The 22,677-nt window shown below is 40.2% G+C and carries 18 protein-coding genes and 2 pseudogenes; 3 read left to right on the top strand and 17 right to left on the bottom strand.

What is annotated here, in order from left to right; all coding sequences use genetic code 11:
- The 5 genes and pseudogenes from I8751_RS19695 to I8751_RS19675 form a co-directional block, all read right to left on the bottom strand.
- Window positions 1-247: pseudogene (locus I8751_RS19695) on the bottom strand (ISKra4 family transposase); the annotation flags it as partial.
- 259 nt (window positions 248-506) lie between these two features.
- Window positions 507-1,301 carry a Tab2/Atab2 family RNA-binding protein gene (locus tag I8751_RS19690; protein ID WP_214440805.1) on the bottom strand — a complete coding sequence of 265 codons (795 nt, stop codon included), beginning with the start codon at window positions 1,299-1,301 and terminating at the stop codon, window positions 507-509.
- 624 nt (window positions 1,302-1,925) lie between these two features.
- Window positions 1,926-3,206 (bottom strand): histidinol dehydrogenase, encoded by a 1,281-nt coding sequence (gene hisD, locus I8751_RS19685; RefSeq protein ID WP_214440804.1) that lies wholly within the window; start codon window positions 3,204-3,206, stop codon window positions 1,926-1,928.
- A 409-nt stretch (window positions 3,207-3,615) separates the two neighbouring features.
- A complete protein-coding gene (ftsH4, locus tag I8751_RS19680) occupies window positions 3,616-5,484 on the bottom strand; it encodes an ATP-dependent zinc metalloprotease FtsH4 (protein WP_214440803.1) in 1,869 nt (622 codons plus the stop codon).
- A 117-nt stretch (window positions 5,485-5,601) separates the two neighbouring features.
- Window positions 5,602-5,787, bottom strand: coding sequence for a DUF2949 domain-containing protein (locus I8751_RS19675; protein WP_214440802.1), 186 nt, complete (start codon window positions 5,785-5,787; stop codon window positions 5,602-5,604).
- 822 nt (window positions 5,788-6,609) lie between these two features.
- On the opposite strand from I8751_RS19675, the pseudogene I8751_RS19670 reads away from it, so the two are divergent.
- A pseudogene (locus I8751_RS19670) lies at window positions 6,610-7,569 on the top strand (beta-phosphoglucomutase); the annotation flags it as partial.
- A gap of 34 nt (window positions 7,570-7,603) precedes the next feature.
- Here I8751_RS19670 and I8751_RS19665 read toward each other — a convergent pair.
- Entirely contained in the window at window positions 7,604-8,737 is a 1,134-nt protein-coding gene (locus I8751_RS19665) for a mechanosensitive ion channel family protein (RefSeq protein ID WP_214440800.1), read from the bottom strand.
- 2 nt (window positions 8,738-8,739) lie between these two features.
- Window positions 8,740-9,837, bottom strand: coding sequence for a mechanosensitive ion channel family protein (locus I8751_RS19660; protein ID WP_214440799.1), 1,098 nt, complete (start codon window positions 9,835-9,837; stop codon window positions 8,740-8,742).
- Between the two features lie 1,183 nt (window positions 9,838-11,020).
- Here I8751_RS19660 and I8751_RS19655 point away from each other — a divergent pair.
- Window positions 11,021-12,127, top strand: coding sequence for a saccharopine dehydrogenase family protein (locus I8751_RS19655; protein WP_214440798.1), 1,107 nt, complete (start codon window positions 11,021-11,023; stop codon window positions 12,125-12,127).
- A gap of 139 nt (window positions 12,128-12,266) precedes the next feature.
- Here I8751_RS19655 and I8751_RS19650 read toward each other — a convergent pair whose 3' ends face one another.
- The 8 genes from I8751_RS19650 to I8751_RS19615 form a co-directional block, all read right to left on the bottom strand.
- Window positions 12,267-12,632: a clan AA aspartic protease gene (locus I8751_RS19650; RefSeq protein WP_214440797.1), complete on the bottom strand. Its 366-nt coding sequence runs from the start codon at window positions 12,630-12,632 to the stop codon at window positions 12,267-12,269.
- Window positions 12,629-12,901 (bottom strand): hypothetical protein, encoded by a 273-nt coding sequence (locus tag I8751_RS19645; protein ID WP_214440796.1) that lies wholly within the window; start codon window positions 12,899-12,901, stop codon window positions 12,629-12,631. Before I8751_RS19645 ends, I8751_RS19650 begins: the two co-directional genes overlap by 4 nt.
- 171 nt (window positions 12,902-13,072) lie before the next feature.
- A complete protein-coding gene (locus I8751_RS19640) occupies window positions 13,073-14,929 on the bottom strand; it encodes an ABC transporter ATP-binding protein (RefSeq protein ID WP_214440795.1) in 1,857 nt (618 codons plus the stop codon).
- Window positions 14,930-15,157: 228 nt separating this feature from the next.
- Window positions 15,158-15,562, bottom strand: coding sequence for a type II toxin-antitoxin system VapC family toxin (locus I8751_RS19635; RefSeq protein WP_214440794.1), 405 nt, complete (start codon window positions 15,560-15,562; stop codon window positions 15,158-15,160).
- Window positions 15,562-15,786, bottom strand: coding sequence for a DUF2281 domain-containing protein (locus I8751_RS19630; RefSeq protein ID WP_214440793.1), 225 nt, complete (start codon window positions 15,784-15,786; stop codon window positions 15,562-15,564). The genes I8751_RS19635 and I8751_RS19630 overlap by 1 nt, the downstream gene beginning before the upstream one ends.
- Before the next feature lie 286 nt (window positions 15,787-16,072).
- Window positions 16,073-16,510, bottom strand: coding sequence for a YidH family protein (locus tag I8751_RS19625; protein ID WP_214440792.1), 438 nt, complete (start codon window positions 16,508-16,510; stop codon window positions 16,073-16,075).
- Window positions 16,511-16,593: 83 nt separating this feature from the next.
- On the bottom strand, window positions 16,594-17,157 hold the full coding sequence (locus I8751_RS19620) for a single-stranded DNA-binding protein (RefSeq protein WP_214440791.1): 564 nt from the start codon (window positions 17,155-17,157) through the stop codon (window positions 16,594-16,596).
- A gap of 290 nt (window positions 17,158-17,447) precedes the next feature.
- A complete protein-coding gene (locus tag I8751_RS19615) occupies window positions 17,448-18,725 on the bottom strand; it encodes an FAD-dependent oxidoreductase (RefSeq protein ID WP_214440790.1) in 1,278 nt (425 codons plus the stop codon).
- Window positions 18,726-18,886: 161 nt separating this feature from the next.
- Between I8751_RS19615 and I8751_RS19610 the strand changes: the two genes are divergently transcribed.
- Entirely contained in the window at window positions 18,887-20,158 is a 1,272-nt protein-coding gene (locus I8751_RS19610) for an ABC transporter ATP-binding protein (RefSeq protein ID WP_214440789.1), read from the top strand.
- An 871-nt stretch (window positions 20,159-21,029) separates the two neighbouring features.
- Here I8751_RS19610 and I8751_RS19605 read toward each other — a convergent pair.
- Both I8751_RS19605 and dps read right to left on the bottom strand, forming a co-directional pair.
- Complete coding sequence (locus I8751_RS19605) at window positions 21,030-21,746, bottom strand: pirin family protein (RefSeq protein ID WP_214440814.1); 717 nt, start codon at window positions 21,744-21,746, stop codon at window positions 21,030-21,032.
- Between the two features lie 361 nt (window positions 21,747-22,107).
- Window positions 22,108-22,674, bottom strand: coding sequence for a DNA starvation/stationary phase protection protein Dps (gene dps, locus I8751_RS19600; RefSeq protein WP_214440788.1), 567 nt, complete (start codon window positions 22,672-22,674; stop codon window positions 22,108-22,110).
- Window positions 22,675-22,677 lie beyond the last annotated feature (3 nt).

The raw sequence follows: 22,677 nt of genomic DNA, 5'->3' as shown, positions 1-22,677 counted from the left end.
CCCAGCCTCCCCAGCTTATCTTCGTGACATTCGCTTTTTAGTCTTCGTTTATACCCTGCTCTTGTGTCTGTAACTGTTTCGATAAAAAAACCCCTACTTCTGGCGTGACGTGCTTCTGCATTTGACTTCGCACTGCCTCTTCAATTCCTGCAAGGTTTGTGAGCTTTTCTTTTGACGTATCTTCGTACAATATTTTAGAGATTGCCTGAATATGTTCTTGAAGAGCTTGCTGTTGTTCTGGGGTCATTGCTAGGTAAATGCACTCGTCTTACTTATCCTGACTGATTTTCACCTTCTTTGCAAAAAACTGGGATGCTCCCGTGAGATTGGTGCTAGCGATCGCAGCAGTCATAAGAATTAGTTTATACGCCAGTCCCATCTATTTTTAGTTAGTTAATAATGATTGAGCAAGTTCAAAAACTTATCGAAAACTCTGAACTAACTTTGTTTGAAAAAGTACAATGGTGAAGCAGGCGCGAATTAAGGTAAGGCAAAGTAGAAATTACTTAGTTTTCCGCCCGCAATAACCAAAAACCACTATAAGTCATCCCGGAATCATCAGGTTGTACCAACAAAAAATGCAACCCTTGGCTTTGCTGTTTTCGCTGTTCAAAAACTTTAGCAGCAGCAGCAACCTCTGAATCTTCAAAAGTCGCTACAATCCATCTATCTATCAAACCAGCTTCTAAAACTAAGCCGTCAGGCGCACCAGCTATGTAGTTTAAAGCTACCGGGCGTACTGAAGCTAACCATTGAGCTAAACGCATTGATTGCCGTCCACCATAAATTACTATACCTGGGACGGGTAATGTTGATGCTAAGCCTAAATTAATGGGTTGTAGAAATTCGGGCATAGACAAAATCGGAATTGGGCGTTCTATAAATACATCTACGAATTCGCCAGCCTGGAGTGTAGCAAAACGCCATTCTTCTCCCCATAGATTTTCTGGTAATGGTATCGGCGGTGGTTTATCCAGTGATAAAGGATATTGTTTTTCTTGCAGCCACTGCTTCAATGCCAAAGTGCGACGGTTAGGTTCCACATTAATACCTAAATTTTGACCTGCGGCCTGAATTAAACTCAAAGACTGGGGACGAAACACCTGAATTACATCTGGTAAATTTTCACCAGCTGCTAACTGTAGTTGAGTAGTAACCCAATCTGAGTTTGCTGCTGACTGGGGACAAGTAGCTGCATACTCAAAGTTACGAGTCGGATTACAAAGCAACAACTCCCATAAAATTTGTCCAGATGCATCCTGTTGCGGACTGCGATAAAAATCAGCTTGCCATATATGCATATAAATTAGAGATTACTGATAAAGTAAATTTAGCATTGTCCAATCAAAGTATGAATTGTGCGATCGCAAACTTGAGGCGATCGCACAGTACGCGCAGAACATTTTCACCATACTTAAGATATAAATCCATTAAAATTTGATAGCAATGCTCCCTAAACAGTTTAATTTTGCTTAGTAAATCGAATAGATATAATGGTTGCGATGTCTTTTGTCAAAGTTACTGCATCATTAAACTCTTTAGATTCCTGTAGTGCCTCATATAGTGAGCTAATCTCTTTAAAAAATCTTCCTATGCCAGTGCTTCACAATAGAAGTAAGTATCCAGTAGTGGTCATAACAATGCTTGTATCAAAGCATTTTTAGCTTTAAAGCCACAAGCGTTATTAAGTTGATTTAACGTGAGTTCGATGAACCTCTCCCCAACCCCTCTCCGACGCGGAGAGGGGCAGAAAATTTCCTAGTTTTGAACGAAAAAATCAAGGTTTCAAAACCTCTCCCACTGCGGGGGAGAGGTCAAATAAAACTTGTCGAACTCACGTTATGGCAACTTGATGAGTACAGATAATTGTAGGGAACATGTTGTGCCCCTAAGCGTGTACTTCATTTAGCTGAAATACGCTGTAATTATTGCAGACGCACAGATACACTGCCAGCATGGGCAGGTAAGCCTTCTGCTTGGGATAAAGTAATGGCTGCTTGACCTATTTTTTGTAATGCTTGTTGATTGCATTCCAAATAGGTAATTCGCTTGAGAAAATCGTAGACACTCAAGCCAGAAGCAAAGCGGGCAGAACGGGCAGTAGGTAGTACGTGGTTTGGCCCTCCTAAATAATCACCAATTGCTTCTGGGGTATAGCGTCCTAAAAATACGCTACCAGCACACTTAATTTGACTGGCCAGGAGTTGGGGATTATCTATACATAATTCCAAGTGTTCTGGAGCTAACTGATTAAGCAGTGGGATACTTTGGGCTAAATCGTTGACAATAATTACTGCACCATGCTTTTGCCAGCTAGCACCAGCAACTTCTTGAGTGGGCAAGGTTGTGAGAATTTGCTCAATGGCCGCGATTACTTGTTGAGCAAAGTTTTCAGAATCAGTAATCAGAATTGACTGAGCGCTGGGATCGTGTTCTGCTTGGGATAGTAAATCCCAAGCAATCCAATCTGGGTTGTTTTGGTTATCGGCTACCACCAGAATTTCGGAAGGCCCAGCGATGCTGTCAATGCCAACAGTGCCAAATACTTGACGTTTGGCTTCAGCAACATAGGCATTACCAGGGCCGACAATTTTATTTACAGGAATGATGCTTTCTGTACCATAAGCCAAAGCTGCGATCGCTTGCGCTCCACCAATACTATATATTTCTGTTACACCAGCAACTTGGGCAGCTGCTAAGACTGCTGGATTAATCTCTCCGCGGGGTGTAGGTACTGTCATCACAATTCTTTCCACACCTGCTATTTTAGCAGGGAGAGCATTCATCAGCACAGAACTGGGATAGCTGGCCCGTCCTCCCGGAACGTAAATTCCTACTTGCGACAGAGCTATCCAGTTTAAGCCGAGTTTTACACCTACTGCGTCGGTGTAACCAATATCTTGGGGTAATTGTTTATTGTGAAAAGCCCCTATTCTTTCGGCTGCTAGTTCTAGGGCGGCTTTGACATCGGCTGGACATTGGGCTGCGTGTTCGGCAATTAAGCTTTCGCTTAAACGCAAAGACTGGAGATCGTAACGATCAAAGCGGCTAGTATAGTCTTTAACTGCGGCATCTCCCCGCACCTTTACATCAGCGAGAATATCTCGTACTGTCCCACTAACATCAACTGTAGCTTCCCGGCGATCGCTCACAAGGGTTTTGAATTTAATATCAAAATCTTTGTCGGTTGTTTTCAGGAGTTGCATGGACAGTACTTGAAAGCAATAAGGTTAATAATTAACTAGTTTAAAACCGTAGCGCCCCTATTGAGCTAAACAATAATTTTAAACTCAAGTTCGTAGTAAGGACTTTAGTCCTTGTTTCCTCAACACTAAAGCGCTTACTACAAACTCCAGCAACGAGATTTTAAAGAGTTGAGAAAAGTCCTCTACACCATACCAGCAACGCCTTCCCCGATGTGTTTCAAGAAATTGCGATAGCCTCTATTGATTTTATAAGAGGCACAGCAATACTGTACCCCCAGATAAAATTCGCTATAGCCATGAAAAAGCGGAATCCGATGTCAGGATTCCGCTAGTAGTTGGTAGTAAGCACTTTAGTGCTTAGGTGATATCCGTTTGGACACATGCTAAAAAAAACTAATCCAAGCAGTCTTTAAGCCGCAGCTGGTAAAGGTTGCACTTGGGAGAGTAGATTGTGCAGTTTCTCTCCTTCAATAACTTCTGTTTCCAAAAGTTGAGTAGCGATCGCTTCTAATAAGTCTCGATTTTGTGTGAGAATTTCTAGGGCTTGTTTGTGGGCAATGTCCACAATTTCTTTGACTTCGCTATCAATGGCTTTGGCTGTGTCTTCACTTACCGCCCGTCGAGGATTAGGTGCGCCATTACCTAAAAACATTGCTTGTTGTCCCTGTTGATAAGCTAAAGGCCCTAAAACTTTGCTCATCCCGTAAGTTGTTACCATCCGTTCTGCTAAGTCAGTTGCTCGTTGCAAATCGTTGGAAGCACCTGTTGTAATACTGTTAAACACAATTTCTTCAGCAGAACGTCCACCTAATAGAGTCGCAATTTGACCGCGCAATTCTGCTTCATTCATTAAAAAGCGGTCTTCTGTCGGTAATTGTAGGGTATAGCCTAAAGCTGCCATCCCACGGGGAATAATCGAAATCTTTTCTACGCGACCGTTTCCTGTTGTTAGCGCCCCGACCATTGCATGACCAACTTCATGGTATGCAACAATCTTTTTCTCAGTCTCGTTCAATACACGGCTCTTCTTTTCTAACCCTGCTACTACCCGTTCAATTGCTTCGGCAAAGTCTTCTTGAGCCACTGTTGGACGTTGATTACGAGCCGCCAATAATGCCGCTTCATTCACTAAATTAGCTAAATCTGCCCCAGCAAAACCAGGAGTACGAGTGGCGATCGCTTTTAAGTTTACATCATCTCCCAATTTCACTTTTTGAGCGTGAATTTTAAGAATTGCCTCACGACCCGACAAATCAGGACGATCTACTAACACTTGGCGGTCAAAGCGACCCGGACGCAGTAAGGCTGGGTCAAGAGTTTCTGGACGATTAGTCGCTGCTAGTACAATCACTGTGGCATCGCCAACAGCAAATCCGTCCATTTCTGTAAGTAATTGGTTAAGGGTTTGTTCTCGCTCATCGTTACCGCCATAAAAACCATTACTGCTGCGAGATTTACCAATGGCATCTAGTTCATCAATAAATACAATGCAGGGAGCTTGTTTTTTAGCTTGCTCAAACAAATCGCGCACCCTAGAAGAACCCACACCAACAAACAGTTCCACAAACTCAGAACCAGAAATACTGAAGAATGGAACTCCGGCTTCTCCGGCGACGGCTTTAGCTAGAAGCGTTTTACCTGTACCTGGAGGCCCGACCAACAAAACTCCTTTGGGAATCCTGGCTCCAATTTGGGTGAAACGTGTTGGAGTTTTGAGAAAATCTACAATTTCTACTAACTCTGTCTTTGCCTCTTCTACCCCAGCTACATCTGTAAAAGTGATTTTAGCTGCATCACCTTCAACATAAACTTTGGCTTTGCTTTTACCAATAGAAAGTACACCTTGACTACCACCGCCACCGCTACGGGCGATAAAGAATTGCCAAATAGCAACAAAAATCAGCGGCGGAATCACCCACCCCACAACGGTCGTTAACCAGTTAGTCTTAGGCGGGGGCGCAGCGGCAAACTCAACTCCTTTTGATTCTAAAAGTTTGGGTAATTCTAAATCAAAGATTGGTGTAGTTACAAATACTGCCCCTGGCTCGGCGTTTTCTGTTTTTAGTTGGTAGCGAATCTGATTTTGACCGACAGAAACTCTGCTAACTTCCCCTTCTTGGACTTGATGAATAAATAAGCTATAAGGCACACCAGCCGGGCCAGAAGTAAATAAATTAGGCAAAAACAGATTTAAGAGCAGAAATAACCCTGATACTGCCAGCAATATGTTGGCGATGATCCGAAACCGTGGCGGCTTGGGCTGTTCTTTGATTGTCATGAATGTCACCAATCCTTGAAATTAAAACGGTTGAAAATGCAAGTTCGTAGTCAGCAATTTAGTGCTTAAAAAAAGACTAAAGTTTTTACCCTACGGACTCTTAGTGGTAGCAAGAGCTTAGATTGTTTCTAGCCAGTCAAAAATTTGAGCTAATTGATCCAGTGTCACTAGCCCATACTGCCAGAGGGCTATGGGTAAGTAGTTGGGGGTTTCCTCACAATGTCGTGAAGCCAGAGAAATGGCGCTAACTGGAATATCCAACTCCTCATTTAAAAACCGAATTAGTTGCACCGTAGCTTTCATGAGAATGTTAAAAAATATTAAATTAAGTCTTATTTCTGATGGAGTTTCACAGAAACTAGAAATTGGTTACTGTGTACTGAATACCAACTTAAATTCTACCTTTTGTTCTGATGCCGAGGATACTAACGCTGTTCATAAGTTCTTCATAATGGTAAGTTTTGCAGGAAATTCTAATTTATGTAACTTAACTTAACAATTAAATTAATCTTTGTGAATTAACGGACAAATACGGTTTACCGTACTCAAGTTGATTAAATAGACCTACCCTCCAGCTTTTTACTACAAGATCAAAAAAGCCAGATGAAACCATTCTTGTGGCAAAAGTATTGCGGTTACGAGGTTCTTTCCCTTATTCTGTAGCCTTTTCTCTTCAATGACTCACAGAGCGATCGCCTAATTTATGTTCTAAATACTCAGAAACAAAAGTATTTAAATTTACGTTTAAAAATCAAAGTTGATTACAGTTGATGTTTGTTAGCGTTAAGACTGGCAAAAACGTGAATTATCGCGTATCAACGCTTATAAATACGAAAAGTATCAATTAACTATTCTTCACCCGATTTTGACAACAAAATTGAACAAAAATATTGACATTTCTACTCACTTAAGTAAATGTATCATTTAGCGTGAATTTTACAATTTGTTATCTCTACCTTAAGTTACAAAATAAATCTAACTTTAGAGAGGTGCGAAAATGAATTTCATGATTTGAATTAACATCATATTTGCTGTTTCATAGTATTCAATTTTAAAAAGTAGTAATTACTTTGCAGTTCCTACAAGCTTGATTCAATACAGCTTTAATGTTTAGGGTTTTTGCTCATGCTTGATGTATCTACCAACCATCTACCACACAATCAGCAACTAGTTGTTGCTAACGACTGGAATATTATTGAAACAAAGTTTGATCCTACACAACTGTATTATAAAGAAAGTATTTTTACCCTTGGTAATGGTTATTTAGGAACACGAGGGACTTTTGAGGAAGGATATCCCCAAGATTGCCCCGCAACACTGATTCAAGGTGTTTATAATGATATGCCTGTTGTTCATAGAGAACTTTTGAATTGCCCCAACTGGCTACCATTGGTGGTGACATTGGCAGGCGATCGCTTTAGTATGGACTCTGGAGAAATCATCAATTATGAACGTCGCCTTGACTTACGTGTAGGCATAGTTAGCCGTGATATCCGTTGGCGCTCTCCTGGGGGTCACACCCTGGATTTTCACTTCGAGCGTTTCGCTAGTTTGGCAGACCAACATGTTTTGGCAATCCGTTGTCGAATCACATCCATAGATTTTGTAGGTAATATTAAAGTTGAAGTTGGATTTGATACTGAACCAGATGCTCAAGGTATCCAACATTGGCGAACCTTAAACCAAGGAGGTGTAGAGCAAATTATTTGGTTACAAAGTCAAACACTACATTCAAACATGCAACTGGGGATGGCTGCGAAGTTAGTATTGGAAGACGATACTGCACTTATACATGTGAAAAATGCCGCCGACTCTTCAAGATTGGCAACTATTTTCCAGTCCTTCCCAGGAAAAACAGTAACTGTAGAAAAAATTGTTACCTTATATACATCAAGAGAGACAGATATCCCCATAGCAGCAGCTATTGAAAAGCTAGCCGATGACGCTAGTTATGTTACTTTATTAGCAGCTCATATTGCGGTGTGGGAGCAAATGTGGCAAGACAACGACATGATTATTGAAGGCGATCATCAGGCTCAGTTGAGTGTCCGTTACAATCTCTTTCAATTAATAGCTGTTGCACCCACTGCACTATAAAAATCTTTAGTTTAGGAGATTTTTAAATAGTGATAGGTGATTCTACATAAATAGTCGGCTCTTGCAATGTGAACTCAATTCCATCACGAACTAGCTTTTTGGAAATTTTTTCATTTGCTAGCTCTAATAAGCGTTTACGTAGTTGCAGAGAGTTTTCACTAGAACCCAAAATAAAAAACGAGACTCTGCTGCGAGTTGTCTCTTTTTGATGATTGTGATTTAAAAAAGTAATACTTGTACTTCCTGGGTCGATACCAAACAGCGAATTTGTACTTTCAATAATCACCTGTTGAACTAAAGCTTGTTCTCGTTCGTGTAGAATCTTTAAAAAATCGAGGTAAAGTAAAACCATTATTTTTTTACCTCGTGTAATATTTTCAATTTCTAAGTTTGCCAATATCGAATTTGGAATAATAAATAATGTACTCTTAGCAGCAGTACGAATCTTAGTTGAACGAATACCAATTGATTCAACTCGTCCAAACAAACCTTCTGGGATTTGTTGAGATCTTTGTAAACGAATATATTCCCCAGGTACAAAGGGTCGATCCAAATATAATACAATTGTTCCTAGCAACTGCTCTAGTGTTTTTTGCGCCGCGAAAGCAACAGCTAATCCACCAATTCCTAAACCAGTTAATAAACCAATTAAATTAAATTGTTGACTTTGAGCAAAACTAACTACAGCAATAAATCCAATAATGACATTTGCTAGAGTTTCAAATACTAATAATAATTCGTCTACTTCCCGACCCAATTTTCTAACTAATTCAATGCCATAAACTCGAATAAATTGTCGAAATAAACGAGAAGCTAACCAAGCAACGCTAACAATGACAGCTAAATCTACTATTGGAGAAAGAAATCTATAGATAGATGCATATTCTACAATCCACGCCAAAGATAATGAAATAAGAATTAAAGTACCAGCTATTCTAAATAAATTTCTAAGAGGTTCAATTAAATGATTGTAAATACTGGCGACTTGCTGTGGTGCAAAGCGTCGAATGATAATTCGCACTAATGTGGGTGTATATCGTCCAATTAATATAGAAATGAGAATGAAAAGCAAAAATATGCCAAATCTGGATAAGGCTAATATTGTGCTATCACGCTGAAGAAATCTGAGAATAATTTGTGAAATATCATTTATCATCTCTAAATTGTAATCGGCGAATCGACATAAATTGTTGGTTCTTCTATATCAAATGCAATACCATATTCTTTCAAAGATTGTGTAATACTTAAAGTAGCTAAATCTAGCAGCTGACGACGTAATTCCATCGAAACATCTCCAGAACCTAAGATGAAGAAAGCAATTTGTGCTTGTGTTTTATCTGGGTCTATGGCGTTGTTAATATTTTTAAAAGTTACTTCTGTATTCCGCGAGTCAATCCCAAAAATATCATTTGTACTTTCTATAATTACCCGGCGAATTAAAGCCCGTTCTTCATTACTGATAGCTCTATAGAAAGTTAAATAAAGAATAGACATAAGTTTCTTTGCACCAGTAAAGTTCTCAATGTTCACTTGAGTTAGAGAACTGTTGGGAACTATCATCACGGTTCCCTTACCAGAAGTACGAATTCTAGTAGACCTCAATCCGATAGATTCAACTCGCCCAAAAGTACCATCAGGTAGACCAATATAATCATCAATCACGAAAGGACGATCAAGGTAGAGAACAATACCGCCTAAAACTTGTTCTAAAGTTTTTTGAGCAGCAAATGCTACAGCTAATCCACCAATTCCTAAACTAGCTAGCAATCCTAAAAGATTGATTTGATGTGTTTGAGCATATATGAGAATCCCTAGAAGAATAATGATCAGATTAGCAACCCATTTAACAAGAATGAGTAACTCACTGCTGATTTTTTGTCCACTGTTAAAAGCTGCGTTTAATAAATAAAAATCAAAAAACTTTTTAAATAATTGAGATGCTAGCCAACTGGTGGCGATCGCTAAAGTTAAGCTAGTAATAATTTCTAATGGATTAGTCCAGCGATTTTTCGGCAGTAAAGATGTAAAAATCTCAGTAACCGCCATCGCCGCCACAACAATAATTAAGCTCTGATTAGGCTTAAATAATTTTTGGTTAATATCACTAATGGGAATAAAATTTAAACGTTGCAAGAGTAAATTAATTAATGACACAATTAAACGAAAAAACACGAAAACCAAAGAGCCAATTACTAGCCCTAACAAGCCAATTTGTATCTCTCTACTTGTAAGGACTACTGGCAATAAAACAAGCATTTCTCAGATTGGTGTGCAAATTGGTATTTGGTAAAACTCCTGTCAGGAGTTTACCATGACTACCTCTCAAAGATTCGTGTCTAATTTTTCATTGATTACTTGCTACAATGCTATATTGACCTCTGCTCTTAGAGACCTAAGCAAAAATTTAGATTTACTTTGCAATTAGCATTGCAGCACTCAGTTTACTCATTCGAGTGATGAGAAATGGCTATCCACAAATAAATGCTGGATAGGTAGGCTACGGCTATGATGCAGATAGTTAGTATAAAGTCAAAATCAGTCATGACATTTAATTAGACGTAAAAGTGTGCGAGGAGCTTACAAATTTAATTTGTAAACTGTAAGTGGAGCATGGAAATGGCGAGATACAGAAAAACCAAATTCAAGTCCAAAGGACTTGACCAAGCAAAGTTAGTTGAGTTGCTAAATTGATAAAACCCCAAATTGAGGGACAGTTTAGACGTAACTAGCCCCAGAAGTTATCTATTCAGAAATTGACCCTACAAACAGATGTGGCTGAAAACCTACCCTCAGTTCTGCTGAAATAGGTGGCTAAATGACAGTAATGAATTACACTTGCCTTATTTTTTGACTAGCTATTCACCAAAGCTTAATAAACGCTGCTAACCCTAAACTACTGTATGTACCAGCAGCAATAACCAGGTAGCTAGCGCTGGTTAGCCCATCAGCCGGATATATGAACGCGATCGCTGTTTTTTTGATTTACTGTAATTCTATATTAGATCAGAGTTGCAAAATTGGCTAAAAAATTTGGTCTACAAAGTAATCAGTAAGCCAAATTTACTTTCATGGGTAAGGTCTGGAAATTAAAAGTTACGTATTCTCACTTAACTGATTCAAATTAAAATAGCGCCTAGACTCAGGTATACAGATGGATGTAAAAACCTATCGCCAAATAGCAGTTTTAAAACACAACTTAACAAAAACCAATTCAAAGATATTTAAATTTATCGAGTCAGAGAAAAATTAAGCATTCTGTAGAATTCATTTATAAATCTGCACTCCTTGTTATTGGCATCCTCCTATGGACTAATAGCGAGCAAAAACCTAGGATGAATTTCACAGTCCTCCTTCAATGCCTAGCAAGTCATCCTTGTTACCGATGACAAACAGAACATAAAACTGGTCAAATGGAAGTGGTGTTACCCATATCGGAGTAATGACAGACCGCGTTTTGATTCTTGGAGGACGGGGGCGAATTGGTAGCAGTGTTGCTCAAGATTTAGCCACACACACCCAGTCCGAAATTACGATTACTGGACGTTCCCCAGAGATAGGCAGGGGCGTAAGCTTTTGTATGGGAGAGCAGGTAAAATTTTTGGTGTTAGATTTAGCAGAAATTGGTAGACTGCAAGAAGCGATCGCTAACTCTAATTTAGTCATCCACTGTGCTGGGCCATTTCATTACCGAGATGCCAATGTTCTCAAACTCTGCATAGAAGAAGGCGTTAACTATCTAGATGTTAGTGACCACCGTTCTTATACTAGCAAAGCTCTAAATTATCGTGAACAAGCGGCTGCTGCTGGGGTGACAGCAATAGTTAATACTGGGATTTTTCCTGGTATTTCTAATAGTATGGTACGTCAAGGTGTCGAACAATTTGATCAACCAGAAAAAATTCATTTAAGTTATTTGGTTTCTGGTTCTGGCGGTGCTGGTGTCACAGTCATGCGAACAACTTTTTTAGGATTGCAACATCCTTTTCCAGCATGGATAGATCAAAAATGGCAAACGGTCAAGCCTTACAGTAAAAGGGAAATTGTTGAGTTTCCACCTCCTTATGGGCGCAGTGGAGTTTACTGGTTTGATATGCCAGAAACTTTCACACTACCCCACGCTTTCCCATCAGTTAAAACTGTAGTAACTAAATTTGGTTCTATTCCCGATTTTTACAATCACCTTACTTGGATGGCAGCCCATGTTTTTCCGAAGCCGTTAATGCAGCGCCGTGCCATGATTGAATTTTTATCTTATGTCAGTCATTTTATGACAGATGTCACCAATCGTTTTAGCGGTATTGGGGTTGCGGTGCGCTCAGAAGTTACAGGACAAAAAAATGGTGAAACAGCTGTTTATTGTTCAACTCTAATTCATGAGAATACAGCCGTAGCCTCTGGCTGCGGGACAGGAAGCATTGCCCAATTGTTGCTAGAAGGAAAACTCAATAAGCCAGGAGTTTGGCCTGTAGAAGAAGCGCTATCAACAGATTTATTTGAATACGCAATGCAAAGCCGAAAGATTAAAATTCATCATCATTGGTTGTAGTAAGAAAGAAGCTTGTATACAAAATTTTCGTAGTCAGGACTTCAGTCCTGGCTTTTGGGAACTAAAGTTCCCACTACAAACTACTGAGATGTTTAATGTTCCACAGAAGTACTGAAACCTATTAAGTAACGAAACAAGCTTAAATTTTTTCTAACGAAACCAAACCATTTTCTTCAAAATCTATCTCTAAATGATACCCTTCCATCAAAGCAGTTCCAAGTAAAGGTTTATAACCAGAAGCTAAAATAGGGACTACTCTTTCTATATTGTCCCAAACAATTGTTGCTAAATGTATAGATAATAAAGCTTCGCTACCATCAGCTAATCTTGCAAGTGTACTGGAATACAACGGAAGATTCATCGCACTAATTGCTTGTGGTGGTAGGGTAAGATGGTCGTTGAATCCAGTATCGATAACAAAATCTAGAGAAAAATCTGGTTGTGTAGGCAAACGAAAAATTACTGATATTATTGCTTTACCGTCAATCAATCTCCCATAAATCATTCAACAGTACGCTCAATTGCACCACCGAAACTAACAGCAACATCATAACCAATTCGCATAGTAAACAATCTTGCGTTTGGTTTCTTTTGCTTTAATTTTAATGCTGTTTCCACGCCAGTTTTATCAATTCCGTACTCGCCACTTTCAGAATCAATCACAATCATCTTGCCAATATTATCACCATGCTCAACTTGCTGGCGAATGCCATTTTCGTAAAATTGTTTGGCTCTTTGGGCAACTTCTTCTACACTCCAAAAAATTGACTGCATGATAACTACACCTACCTTTTTGCTTTTGAATTATTATAATTAAATCCCTGTAAGAATTATGCAAGCGATCGCATCACAAAAGCAATTTCGTCTTACTAATCTTGCTTCCTGTTTCAACCAGGACTGACACACACATAATAATTGTATTTATTATTCGGTACAAACTGCTTTCTACAAAGTGCGTAAGTGCCTACTTTGAACCCTTTCAGGACTACCAGTAGGAATCGAAGCGATTAATTTTTGGGTGTATGCTTCTTTGGGTTCACGGTAAATACTTTCTGATGTACCTTGTTCAACTATTTGACCACGATTCATCACCAAAATGCGATCGCTCATAAATTTCACTACACTTAAATCATGGGAAATGAAGATATAAGTTAGCTGAAATTCATCTTGCAATTCTTTCAAAAGATTCAACACCTGTGCTTGTACCGACACATCCAGCGCGGAAACAGATTCATCACAGATGATAAATCTGGGATTTAATGCCAAAGAACGAGCGATACAAACCCGCTGACGTTGACCGCCAGAAAACTGATGAGGATAGCGGTTCATTGCATCTGCACTCAATCCCACCCTTTCTAAAAGTTCAGCAACACGTTGTTGTCGTTGTTGTTTTGTCTTACCTACAGAGTGAATTAACAACGGTTCCATCACTGCATCCCCAATCTTCATCCGCGGGTCAAGAGAACTAAAGGGGTTTTGGAAAACTATTTGCATTTCTCGCCGCAGTTTTTGCAAGGGTTCGCCTTTGAGGGTAGTAATATCTTGGCCATCAAAGATGATATGACCACTCATTGGTTCGATTAATCGCAGCAAAGTTCTGCCAAGAGTGGTTTTACCACAACCAGACTCTCCTACCAAACCCAATGTTTCACCTGGTTTGACATCAAAGGAAACTCCATTGACTGCCATAGTGTAGCGTTTTGTGCTGCCAAATGCGCCCCGCACCGGGAAACCAACCTTGAGGTCACGGATTTGCAGCAGAGGTGGCTTTTCGCTGAGTTTGGTTAATCTTGCAGATATCTCTTCAGTTGTAACTTCTATTGGTTGGGGTGGTTCTTTTGCCTGAATTACTAGCTGTCCTGTGGATGTTTCCTCTGCATTCATATAATCGGACACGGTGAGGAGTTTTTGAGGACGGCGGTTGAGTGTGGGACGGCAAGCTATCAATCCCTTAGTATATGGGTGCTGGGGATTGTTAAAAATTTGTTCTGCTGCACCATATTCCACAACTTTGCCTTTGTACATCACCGCTACTTGGTCGGCAATTTCCGAAATCAATCCCAAGTCGTGGGTGATAAAAATCATGGCCATTTCACGGCTTTTTTGCAATTCTCCCAGCAAATCAATAATTGTGGCTTGGACTGTGACATCTAAAGCTGTAGTTGGTTCATCTGCAATTAGTAGCAATGGGTTACAGGAAATTGCCATTGCAATCATCACCCGTTGCAATTGACCCCCAGAAAGTTGGTGTGGGTAACGTTCTAATATGGCTTCTTTGTGCTGCTTGACTAACTGAGCCAATTTTGATTGATGCCCTGTTTCGATATACTGTTGTTCGATTAGTTCATCACTAGGTAAAAGTTTAACCTCTTGTAAACCTGCGATCGCAATTTGTTTTGCTTGTTCTGTTGACACATTTTGGTGTCGCATAATCGCTTCAACTAGCTGAAACCCAATTGTGTAAACTGGGTTGAGCGAACTCATTGGTTCTTGAAAAATCATCGCGATGTCGCCGCCTCGGTGGAGCTGCATTTTCTCAGGCGACAATTCTAATAAATTGATTGGGTTAGCATTTGCTTGGGTACGAAACCAAATTTCACCACCGCTAACTCTACCCGGAGTCTGCAATAAACCCATTACACCTAATGCTGTAACTGATTTGCCACTTCCAGATTCTCCTACTATTCCTAGAGTTTCACCTCGATTTAGCTGAAAAGAAATACCATCCACAGCTTTGACAATACTGTAATCGCCGGAAAATTCAACTTGTAGATTGCGAACCTCTAGTAAAGTTTCACTCATAGGAGTCTGGTAAAATCAGGACTGAAAAATTAATTGGATTTTAACAGTAGTTCTGATACTACGCCCAGAAATTTAGCTTTTGTACTTTTTGGCAGTTTTTTGACTACTTGCGTCTTAACCACAATCATCATTGCATCATGGTATCCTCTGTAATTAGAGTTGCAGTGTTCCCAGATCACATTTACTTTTCAAGACGGAGATGCTTACAATGTAAATTTGGTAATTTTTTCACCAAATAGTTTTTATAATGGTTAAAGCTTGAATTCGCAAATCACGAGTAACTAAAGGAATACCTAAAGAAAAAGCTGTAGCCGCAATAATCCTATCAGGCATATCAGGAACAGTTACCCGATCAATTTGTCGAATTACTCCTGAAACATTCCTATCTAGAGGTACAAGCACAACACCTATATTGGGGTCATCCAAAGCTTTTAAAATTCGTGTTAATACCTCTTCAGCAAAACGTCCTTTCTCAACTAAATAAGCAATTTCTATGATTGTTATAGCTGATACGTAAATAGGATTACCTGTATTAACTGCCTGTTCCAACGCTGTTAATGCGGCTGATGACAATCTCTGCAAGTCAAAAACGTACCAAATTAAAGTGTGTGTATCTGCTACTACCGATATCATTAAACGATATCCCTGGGGAAATTATCCCACATTTCTTGACGTGCTTGAGCAATATCTTCTTCAGTAATATCTACTTTTAAATCAGCACATAAGCCTTTAACAGTCTGTAAAGGAGTTTTAAGAGTAGTTTTTTGATATAGAAATTCCGCAAAATCTAATAGTTGCTGCTGTTTATCCACAGGTAAGTGGCGTAATTTTTCTAACACTGCTTCCTCAAGATTCATCTAACCTTCTCCTGACTTAACTTCCCAAAAGGGCTTTTATCTCTGTCATATTTCAATACGGTTCAGTTAAGCATTTCTTTCTTCTCTTTGCGTACTTTGCGTCCTTGGCGGTTCGTTAAAAAAATTGACTTTGGCAAAGAATTTTAGCCTTAAATGAACTGTATTGTGTCATATTTTCGGCTACTCCCCGATCTTTCTCTAAGATATCAACCTCTAACTGCTCAGGTGGTAAATGCTTAAAATTATGCTGACTATTCCTCCTGAATGGATAAAGTCGAGCTGAGAGTTAACGAAGATTTCGCGACTGTGGCTGAGTTGGGGAAGACGGACGAGTGGGAACGTGATTTCGCAACAAAAGTAAAGGAATGCTGAAAAATCCTAAAATGATAACCACTCCGGTCATAACCCAAACTGGTAAACGGTTGGGTCGATAGTCGCTTCGTTCAATTTGCCAAAAAACTTGGTTATATCGCCATGCTGCTAAAGCGATCGCAATAATACCAAATATCACAAAAACAATACCCAAGTTTTCAGAGTTAAATAAGGGATTTGTCGGAGAGTCTTGTTGTGTTAAAGCAGTATTTAGCTGACGCAAAAATAGACCAAATCTAGCTATGGCAAAACCAAAGCCAATTAATGCAATAGAAGTCCGTAGCCAAGCTAAAAAAGTACGTTCGTTTGCTTGATGCTCACGTTGACGATCTACTTTCGATATATTATTCATCTGTATCAGCTTCTACCGTGCCACTAACCTCAATAACAGATTACTTGAGGTTGTGCGCGAAACATAATTGACTCTCCGCTTTTTTAAAACGGAATATCGTCTGGGTCTGGTTCTTCCTCTGTGACTGGGGGGTAAGCAGTTGGTTCAAACTTGCTGGGTTGGGCAATAGGTTGGGGCTTTGTCACTGGGGGAACAACGCCAACTGTAGTTGTCGCTGGGGTAGTTACTGGACGCTGGGATTCATAGCTGGGAATCTCAACCGCGGGTGAAGTGGGTACTGGAGAAGTTTGACGTGGGGGAGGTTCTGCTACCGATATATTTCCCGATGAATTGAGATCAAAATTACCTCCCAAAGATTGAATCTGCTGTACTGTCAATTCAGCCCGTTTTTCTTTAAAACCTTCTTGACGTTCAACAGTATGCATTCCTAGGCGTCCTGCTATGATAACGCGATCGCCTTGATGATAGTTTTGCTGAATTTCTGTGGCTAAATTCCCCCAACCGACAACTTTCAAAGTCGCTGGCGCATCTTCAGCCTTCTGGGAATTTTGAAACTGTACAAGCATCTCTGTGACTGCAAGGTTATCGGCTGTATAGCGTAGTTGCGGTTCTTGAATAATTTCCGCCAATAAAACACAGCTGTTCATTAAATCCTCCTACTGGGAAAAGTGCTAAAGGGGCTAGGGGTTAGGCAAATGTACTTCATTCATAAGAAATATGCTGTATGTTTAATTGTTGGCATTTTTTAAGATTGTTGGAATCAATTATCTACATTTACTCTTATTTTTTAGTCCTTCTTAGCATAAAAGCCAAGCGATCGCGTTGAACAGCACCTAAGATGCTGATCGTCACTTCCGCCTGACTATAAGGAGCATTGAATTCTGCATGAGTAGTATAATTGTACCATTAAACTTGAGAAAAAATACTTGCCACCAGGTTAAATTTCGACGTGAACTGGAAACACACCCAAAGCAATCAACCGCGCCGGGAGATCGCGCAAAATGGGCAAACGCAACAATGCAGGTGGTTTAAAGATCCGATTTGATCCGAGAATTGGAGCAAAAATCTGCTTCTGGATAAAAGTTTGAAATGCTTGAATAATGCGTGTGGGTAACTCCCGTTGACGCTGGACTTTCGCTAAATCACTGAGCTGTATATGTCGGTTTTTTAGTGGTTTGCTAAGGACATTTGCTGTTACCACAGCATCTTGAATGGCGTAGTTAATGCCGACTCCACCAACTGGCGACATGATATGGGCTGCATCACCAATAAGTAATAGTCCTGGACGATACCAGCGCTTAACACGGCTAGATTCTACTGAAAGAAAGGCTATCTGCGACCAATCTTGTAAATTTTCGATGCGTTGGCGAAGCCCGCCGTAGGCATCGCTTAACTCTGGAACAACTTCCACAACAGATTTTTTTAATTCCTCCAAACCAGCAGCCCGCAATTTTTGATAACCACCTTTGGGGATAACATAGGCGATTTGCCACTCATCACCGCGATCAAGCATCGCGACAATATGGCCTGGAGCAAAGCGTCCCATTCCTCCCTCAAATTCTTCTGGGTTTCTAGGTAGGCGAAACCAAAGAATATCCATCGGCGGTGAAGTTTCAACAGACTCAAAATTACCCAGTTGTCTTAACCGTGAGTGGCGACCATCTGCGCCTACTGTTAGTATTGCCCGGACTTCGTGCCAACCACCGCCACCCCGATAACGCACACCTTGAGTTACACCATTTTCAGTGATTAATTCTTGTACATTTGCACCCATCACCAGCTGAAAATGAGGGTATTTTTGCGCTTCTTGGGTGATAAATTCCAAAAATTTCACTTGGGGAAGCATCGTAATGTAAGGATAGGGTGTTTTAAGGTGACTAAAATCTGCCAATGTTACCGTATCTTCTGGAGTTTTAACTTTAATTTGGCGCATCTTCGCATGGGGCAATTGTAGCAAGCGATCGCTTAAGCCCAATTCCTCTATAATCTGCATCACCGATGGATGAATTGTGTCTCCCCGAAAGTCGCGATCAAAGTCTTTGTGTGCTTCCAATAGCGTTACAGGAATGCCTTGACGTGCCAACAGCAGCGCCAAGACGGCTCCTGCTGGGCCACCACCAACAATGCAACAATCGATGGTTTGTACGTCTACAATGTCATGAGCAGGATTAACGCTAGGGTCTTGGGAAGGATTTTCAGTTACATAGGTAGTCATAACAATACCTATTGACAGCCCTAAAATTTAGGTTAGTTCGCTTTTTATGTTTGAAACTGTTTTTTTTACTTTTCGTATTCAGATGAAACATGTATTATAGGCGCTAATCTATAATCTATCTTTTGTTCCCAGTTAATGACCAATGACAATAATTAATACTCGTGGCACAAGTTATTTTAGAAAACGTTTATAAAAGTTTTCCTCCGCGTAAAGGGGAACATATTACTTCACCAACCCAACTTCCAGCTAAGTATGGGAATAACATCGATGCATCACTAGAGCGTGCAGAAAACATCAATGTCCTGCGGCGAATTAATTTAACGATCGCCGATGGGGAATTTATGGTGCTGGTTGGCCCTTCTGGTTGTGGCAAAAGTACCCTACTGCGGTTAATTGCTGGGTTAGAGGTGATGACTGGCGGCAATATTTGGGTGGGCGATCGCTTAATTAATGACCTACCTCCCAAAGAACGAGACATTGCAATGGTGTTTCAAAATTACGCCCTGTATCCTCACATGACGGTGTATGACAACATTGCCTTTGGTTTGCGCCGCAGGGGAAGCGAGGGGGCAGGAGTTTCTCAGTGGTCTGAACATGCATTTGTGGGGATGACGCGATCGCTTCCTAAAGGGCTGCGTTACGTTTCTGACAAAGAACGAGAGGTACATGAACAGGTCAGGAATGTAGCCCAGTTATTACAAATTGAAACTTTGCTGAATCGCTTGCCCAAACAGCTTTCTGGTGGGCAAAGGCAACGAGTGGCATTAGGACGAGCGATCGCTCGCAATCCGCAAGTATTTTTGATGGATGAACCGCTTTCTAACTTAGATGCCAAACTCCGGGCGGAAACTCGCGCCCAAATTGTGAAATTGCAACGCCAGCTGGGGACAACGACAATTTACGTTACCCATGACCAAACAGAAGCGATGACAATGGGCGATCGTATTGCCATTATGTCTGAAGGTAAAATTCAGCAAGTTGCTTCTCCATTAGAACTTTACAATCGCCCTGCTAACCGCTTTGTGGCAGAATTCATTGGTTCACCGCCGATGAATTTTATACCTGTAAAATTTCATGCCCCACTGTTGATTACTCATTCTCAGTTCCGCCTCACCCTATCAGAAACCTGGGGAAGCGCCCTGAATAAATATGATGGGCAAACCCTCATTTTAGGTATTCGCCCAGAACACTTAAATGTCAGTATGCCTGCTACCAAAAATCTACCAGTGCAAGTAGATCTAGTAGAGAACCTCGGTAATGATTCCTTTGTTGCTGTTAAACTTGCCGAGCCTGAAAATACAGTTAATAATTTACAGGTGCGAATCCCACCAGATCGATTAGTGAGCATTGGCGAACAACTATGGTTATCGCTGAACCAAGATAAAATTCACTTTTTTGACCCACAAACTAACTTAGCAATTTTCAGCCAGTAATATAATGCATGTAAACTTTCTGCCTTAATTAACGTGAGTTCGATGAACCTCTCACTCACTCCCTCCCTCTGTGAAACGGCTATCCATTACCCGGATCTTTCTCAACATTTGCGACAGTATTCACTCACGCTTTCTGTAACCCTGATTCGTTCGTCTTTAATTCTCAATAAAAACCCAATTTTAGCGAGAGTATTAAAAAGTAATTTGTCAAGTATGTCTCATGCTTCAGTGTTTAAAATGCTTACAAAACAAGCGTTTCAAGATTGTAAAGAAAGATGTGACTAATGGATAGGTGAAACGGAAAGGGAGGAGTAACGGAAAAATAAATATAAATCAATAGGTTCTATAGATAAAGTATATATATTTGTCGAGCTTATATATCTGAAAATAAAATCAAATTTTTTGTGTAAACAATAAGACTCATTGTGATCCAAACTAAGTAATATAGCAACCACAAATTTTTACAAACTTTAAAAGGAGACATTTATCTATGAGTCTGATGGATAGTCTATTACTAACACTGCTAAATACTGTTGCTTGCTTGGCATTGCCGAAATTACTATCTATGATTATGGCTGATTATGGCTGCTAAGGCCGAAAGTAATACATCATCTGAGTCTGCCTTAACATCACAATAGTCCAGTTGCCAAATTCTTATGACGCTTCTCGTTTTAGTGAGGCACATCTCGTTAAAATCAGGGGCTAGGGGTTAGAGATAGCCCTGTCAAGGTGGGTAAAGTTCCAAAAAATTTACCTAATTTTGGGATTTTCATCTTGGTTTCTTAGAGCCTTGGTGGTTAAAAAATTGACTTTTTAACCACTAAGACACCAAAAAAAATACATTACATAACTACAAACACAGACTTGGGTATTACCCTAAATCAAAAAGCAGGATTTCTGTGCCAATATTGGTGCTAATTTCGAGTTGTTCTTCACCGCTGATTTGCACTCCATCGCCTGCTCTGAGTTCTTCACCATTCAAGATTGCTATACCTTGAGCTATTTGTAACCAAGCATAGCGATGAGGTTGAACATGATAACTGATAACATCACCATCATCTAAAACAGATGTGTATAAATCAACATCTTGGTGAATTGTTACAGCACCATCTCGCCCATCTTTAGCAGCAATTAAGCGTAGTTTGCCCCGCTTTTCTTCTAAAGGAAAAGCTTTTTGTTCATATCTTGGGGCTAATCTTTGTTGATCAGGTAAAATCCAGATTTGCAGTAAGTGGAGTGGCTCAGTTGCAGAAGGATTAAATTCACTGTGGGCGATTCCAGTACCAGCACTCATAATCTGAGCGTCACCAGGACGAATCACTGACCCTGTACCCAAACTATCTTTATGCTCTACTGCACCTTCTAAAACATAAGTGAGAATTTCCATATCACGATGACTGTGAGTAGGGAATCCAGCACCAGGAGCAATGCGGTCTTCATTGATAACTCGTAGCGCCCGAAATCCCATGCGGTTCGGATCGTAAAAACTACCAAAAGAAAATGTATGGTAGCTGTCGAGCCAGCCTATTTGAGCATGACCGCGGGCGTTTCGATCATGAATTAGATGGTTAATTGTATTTTGGGACATCATTTACCTCTTTTGGGATGAGTTTTTTAATTTTCAAAATTAAGGATTTTTAGAATCTTTCCAAATTTAATTAATTATGAATTTGTGCAGCGTTGTCCTTAGCAACTAAAATTTATTTTTGAACTATTTAAATAGTAAAGGATGTATATATAAATGAAAAGTACGCACTTAAAAGTGACGTACTTACCAAAAAGATACTATGAGGTTTGAGAGCATGTTTGAAAAGGATTATGGCTAAGATCAAAATCTTAAAAACCTAATTCCCCCCAAGCCCCCATTCTCTTGTAGGGAATGGAAGCGGAATTATTGTATACTTTTCGACTTTTCAAACAACCTCTGAGAAACGCAGATTTTCTCCAACTTACTTAACAGCAACTGGCTTTCTACTTGTAGTAGCTGCTGCACCGTTGCCTGCCTTAATTTCTAATACTTGTAGATGAGCCTCTAAGAACCAAAGTCTTTTATCAATGGTGCGAGAAACTTCGGTGTAAAGGTCAGCGGTATCAGCATCGCCTAAGTCATTAGTTTTGTCGATCGCTTCTCTGATATGTTTTGCATAAGCTGCATAGCGATCTGCCAAAGCTGTGACGTGATCTATTCCCGCTAAAATATCTAGAGGATATTCTGGCAAGATAGAATTGGCAGCAGCCAAGCGAGCAGTTCCAAAAGCGTATCCACCCAAAGCGGTGACGCGTTCGGCGACCATATCGACATACTCGTTTAATTCACCAGCCATTTCATCAAATAATTCATGCAACTGATAAAAATCAGTGCCTTTGACGTTCCAGTGTGCCTGCTTTGTCTGGGTTTTGAGATCCAAAGTAGCCGCTAGAGATTGGTTGAGAATTGTCACGATTTGCGATCGCGCTTCAGCCGGAATATCAATGCGGGTGGGGTACAGACGTGATAAATCTTGATTGCTGCTCATACT

Origin of the sequence: Atlanticothrix silvestris CENA357, assembly GCF_016056295.1 — a bacterium.
Classification (GTDB): domain Bacteria; phylum Cyanobacteriota; class Cyanobacteriia; order Cyanobacteriales; family Nostocaceae; genus Atlanticothrix; species Atlanticothrix silvestris.
The sequence above is the reverse complement of the archived record's forward strand: the minus strand, read 5'-3'. Positions and strand labels throughout refer to the sequence as shown.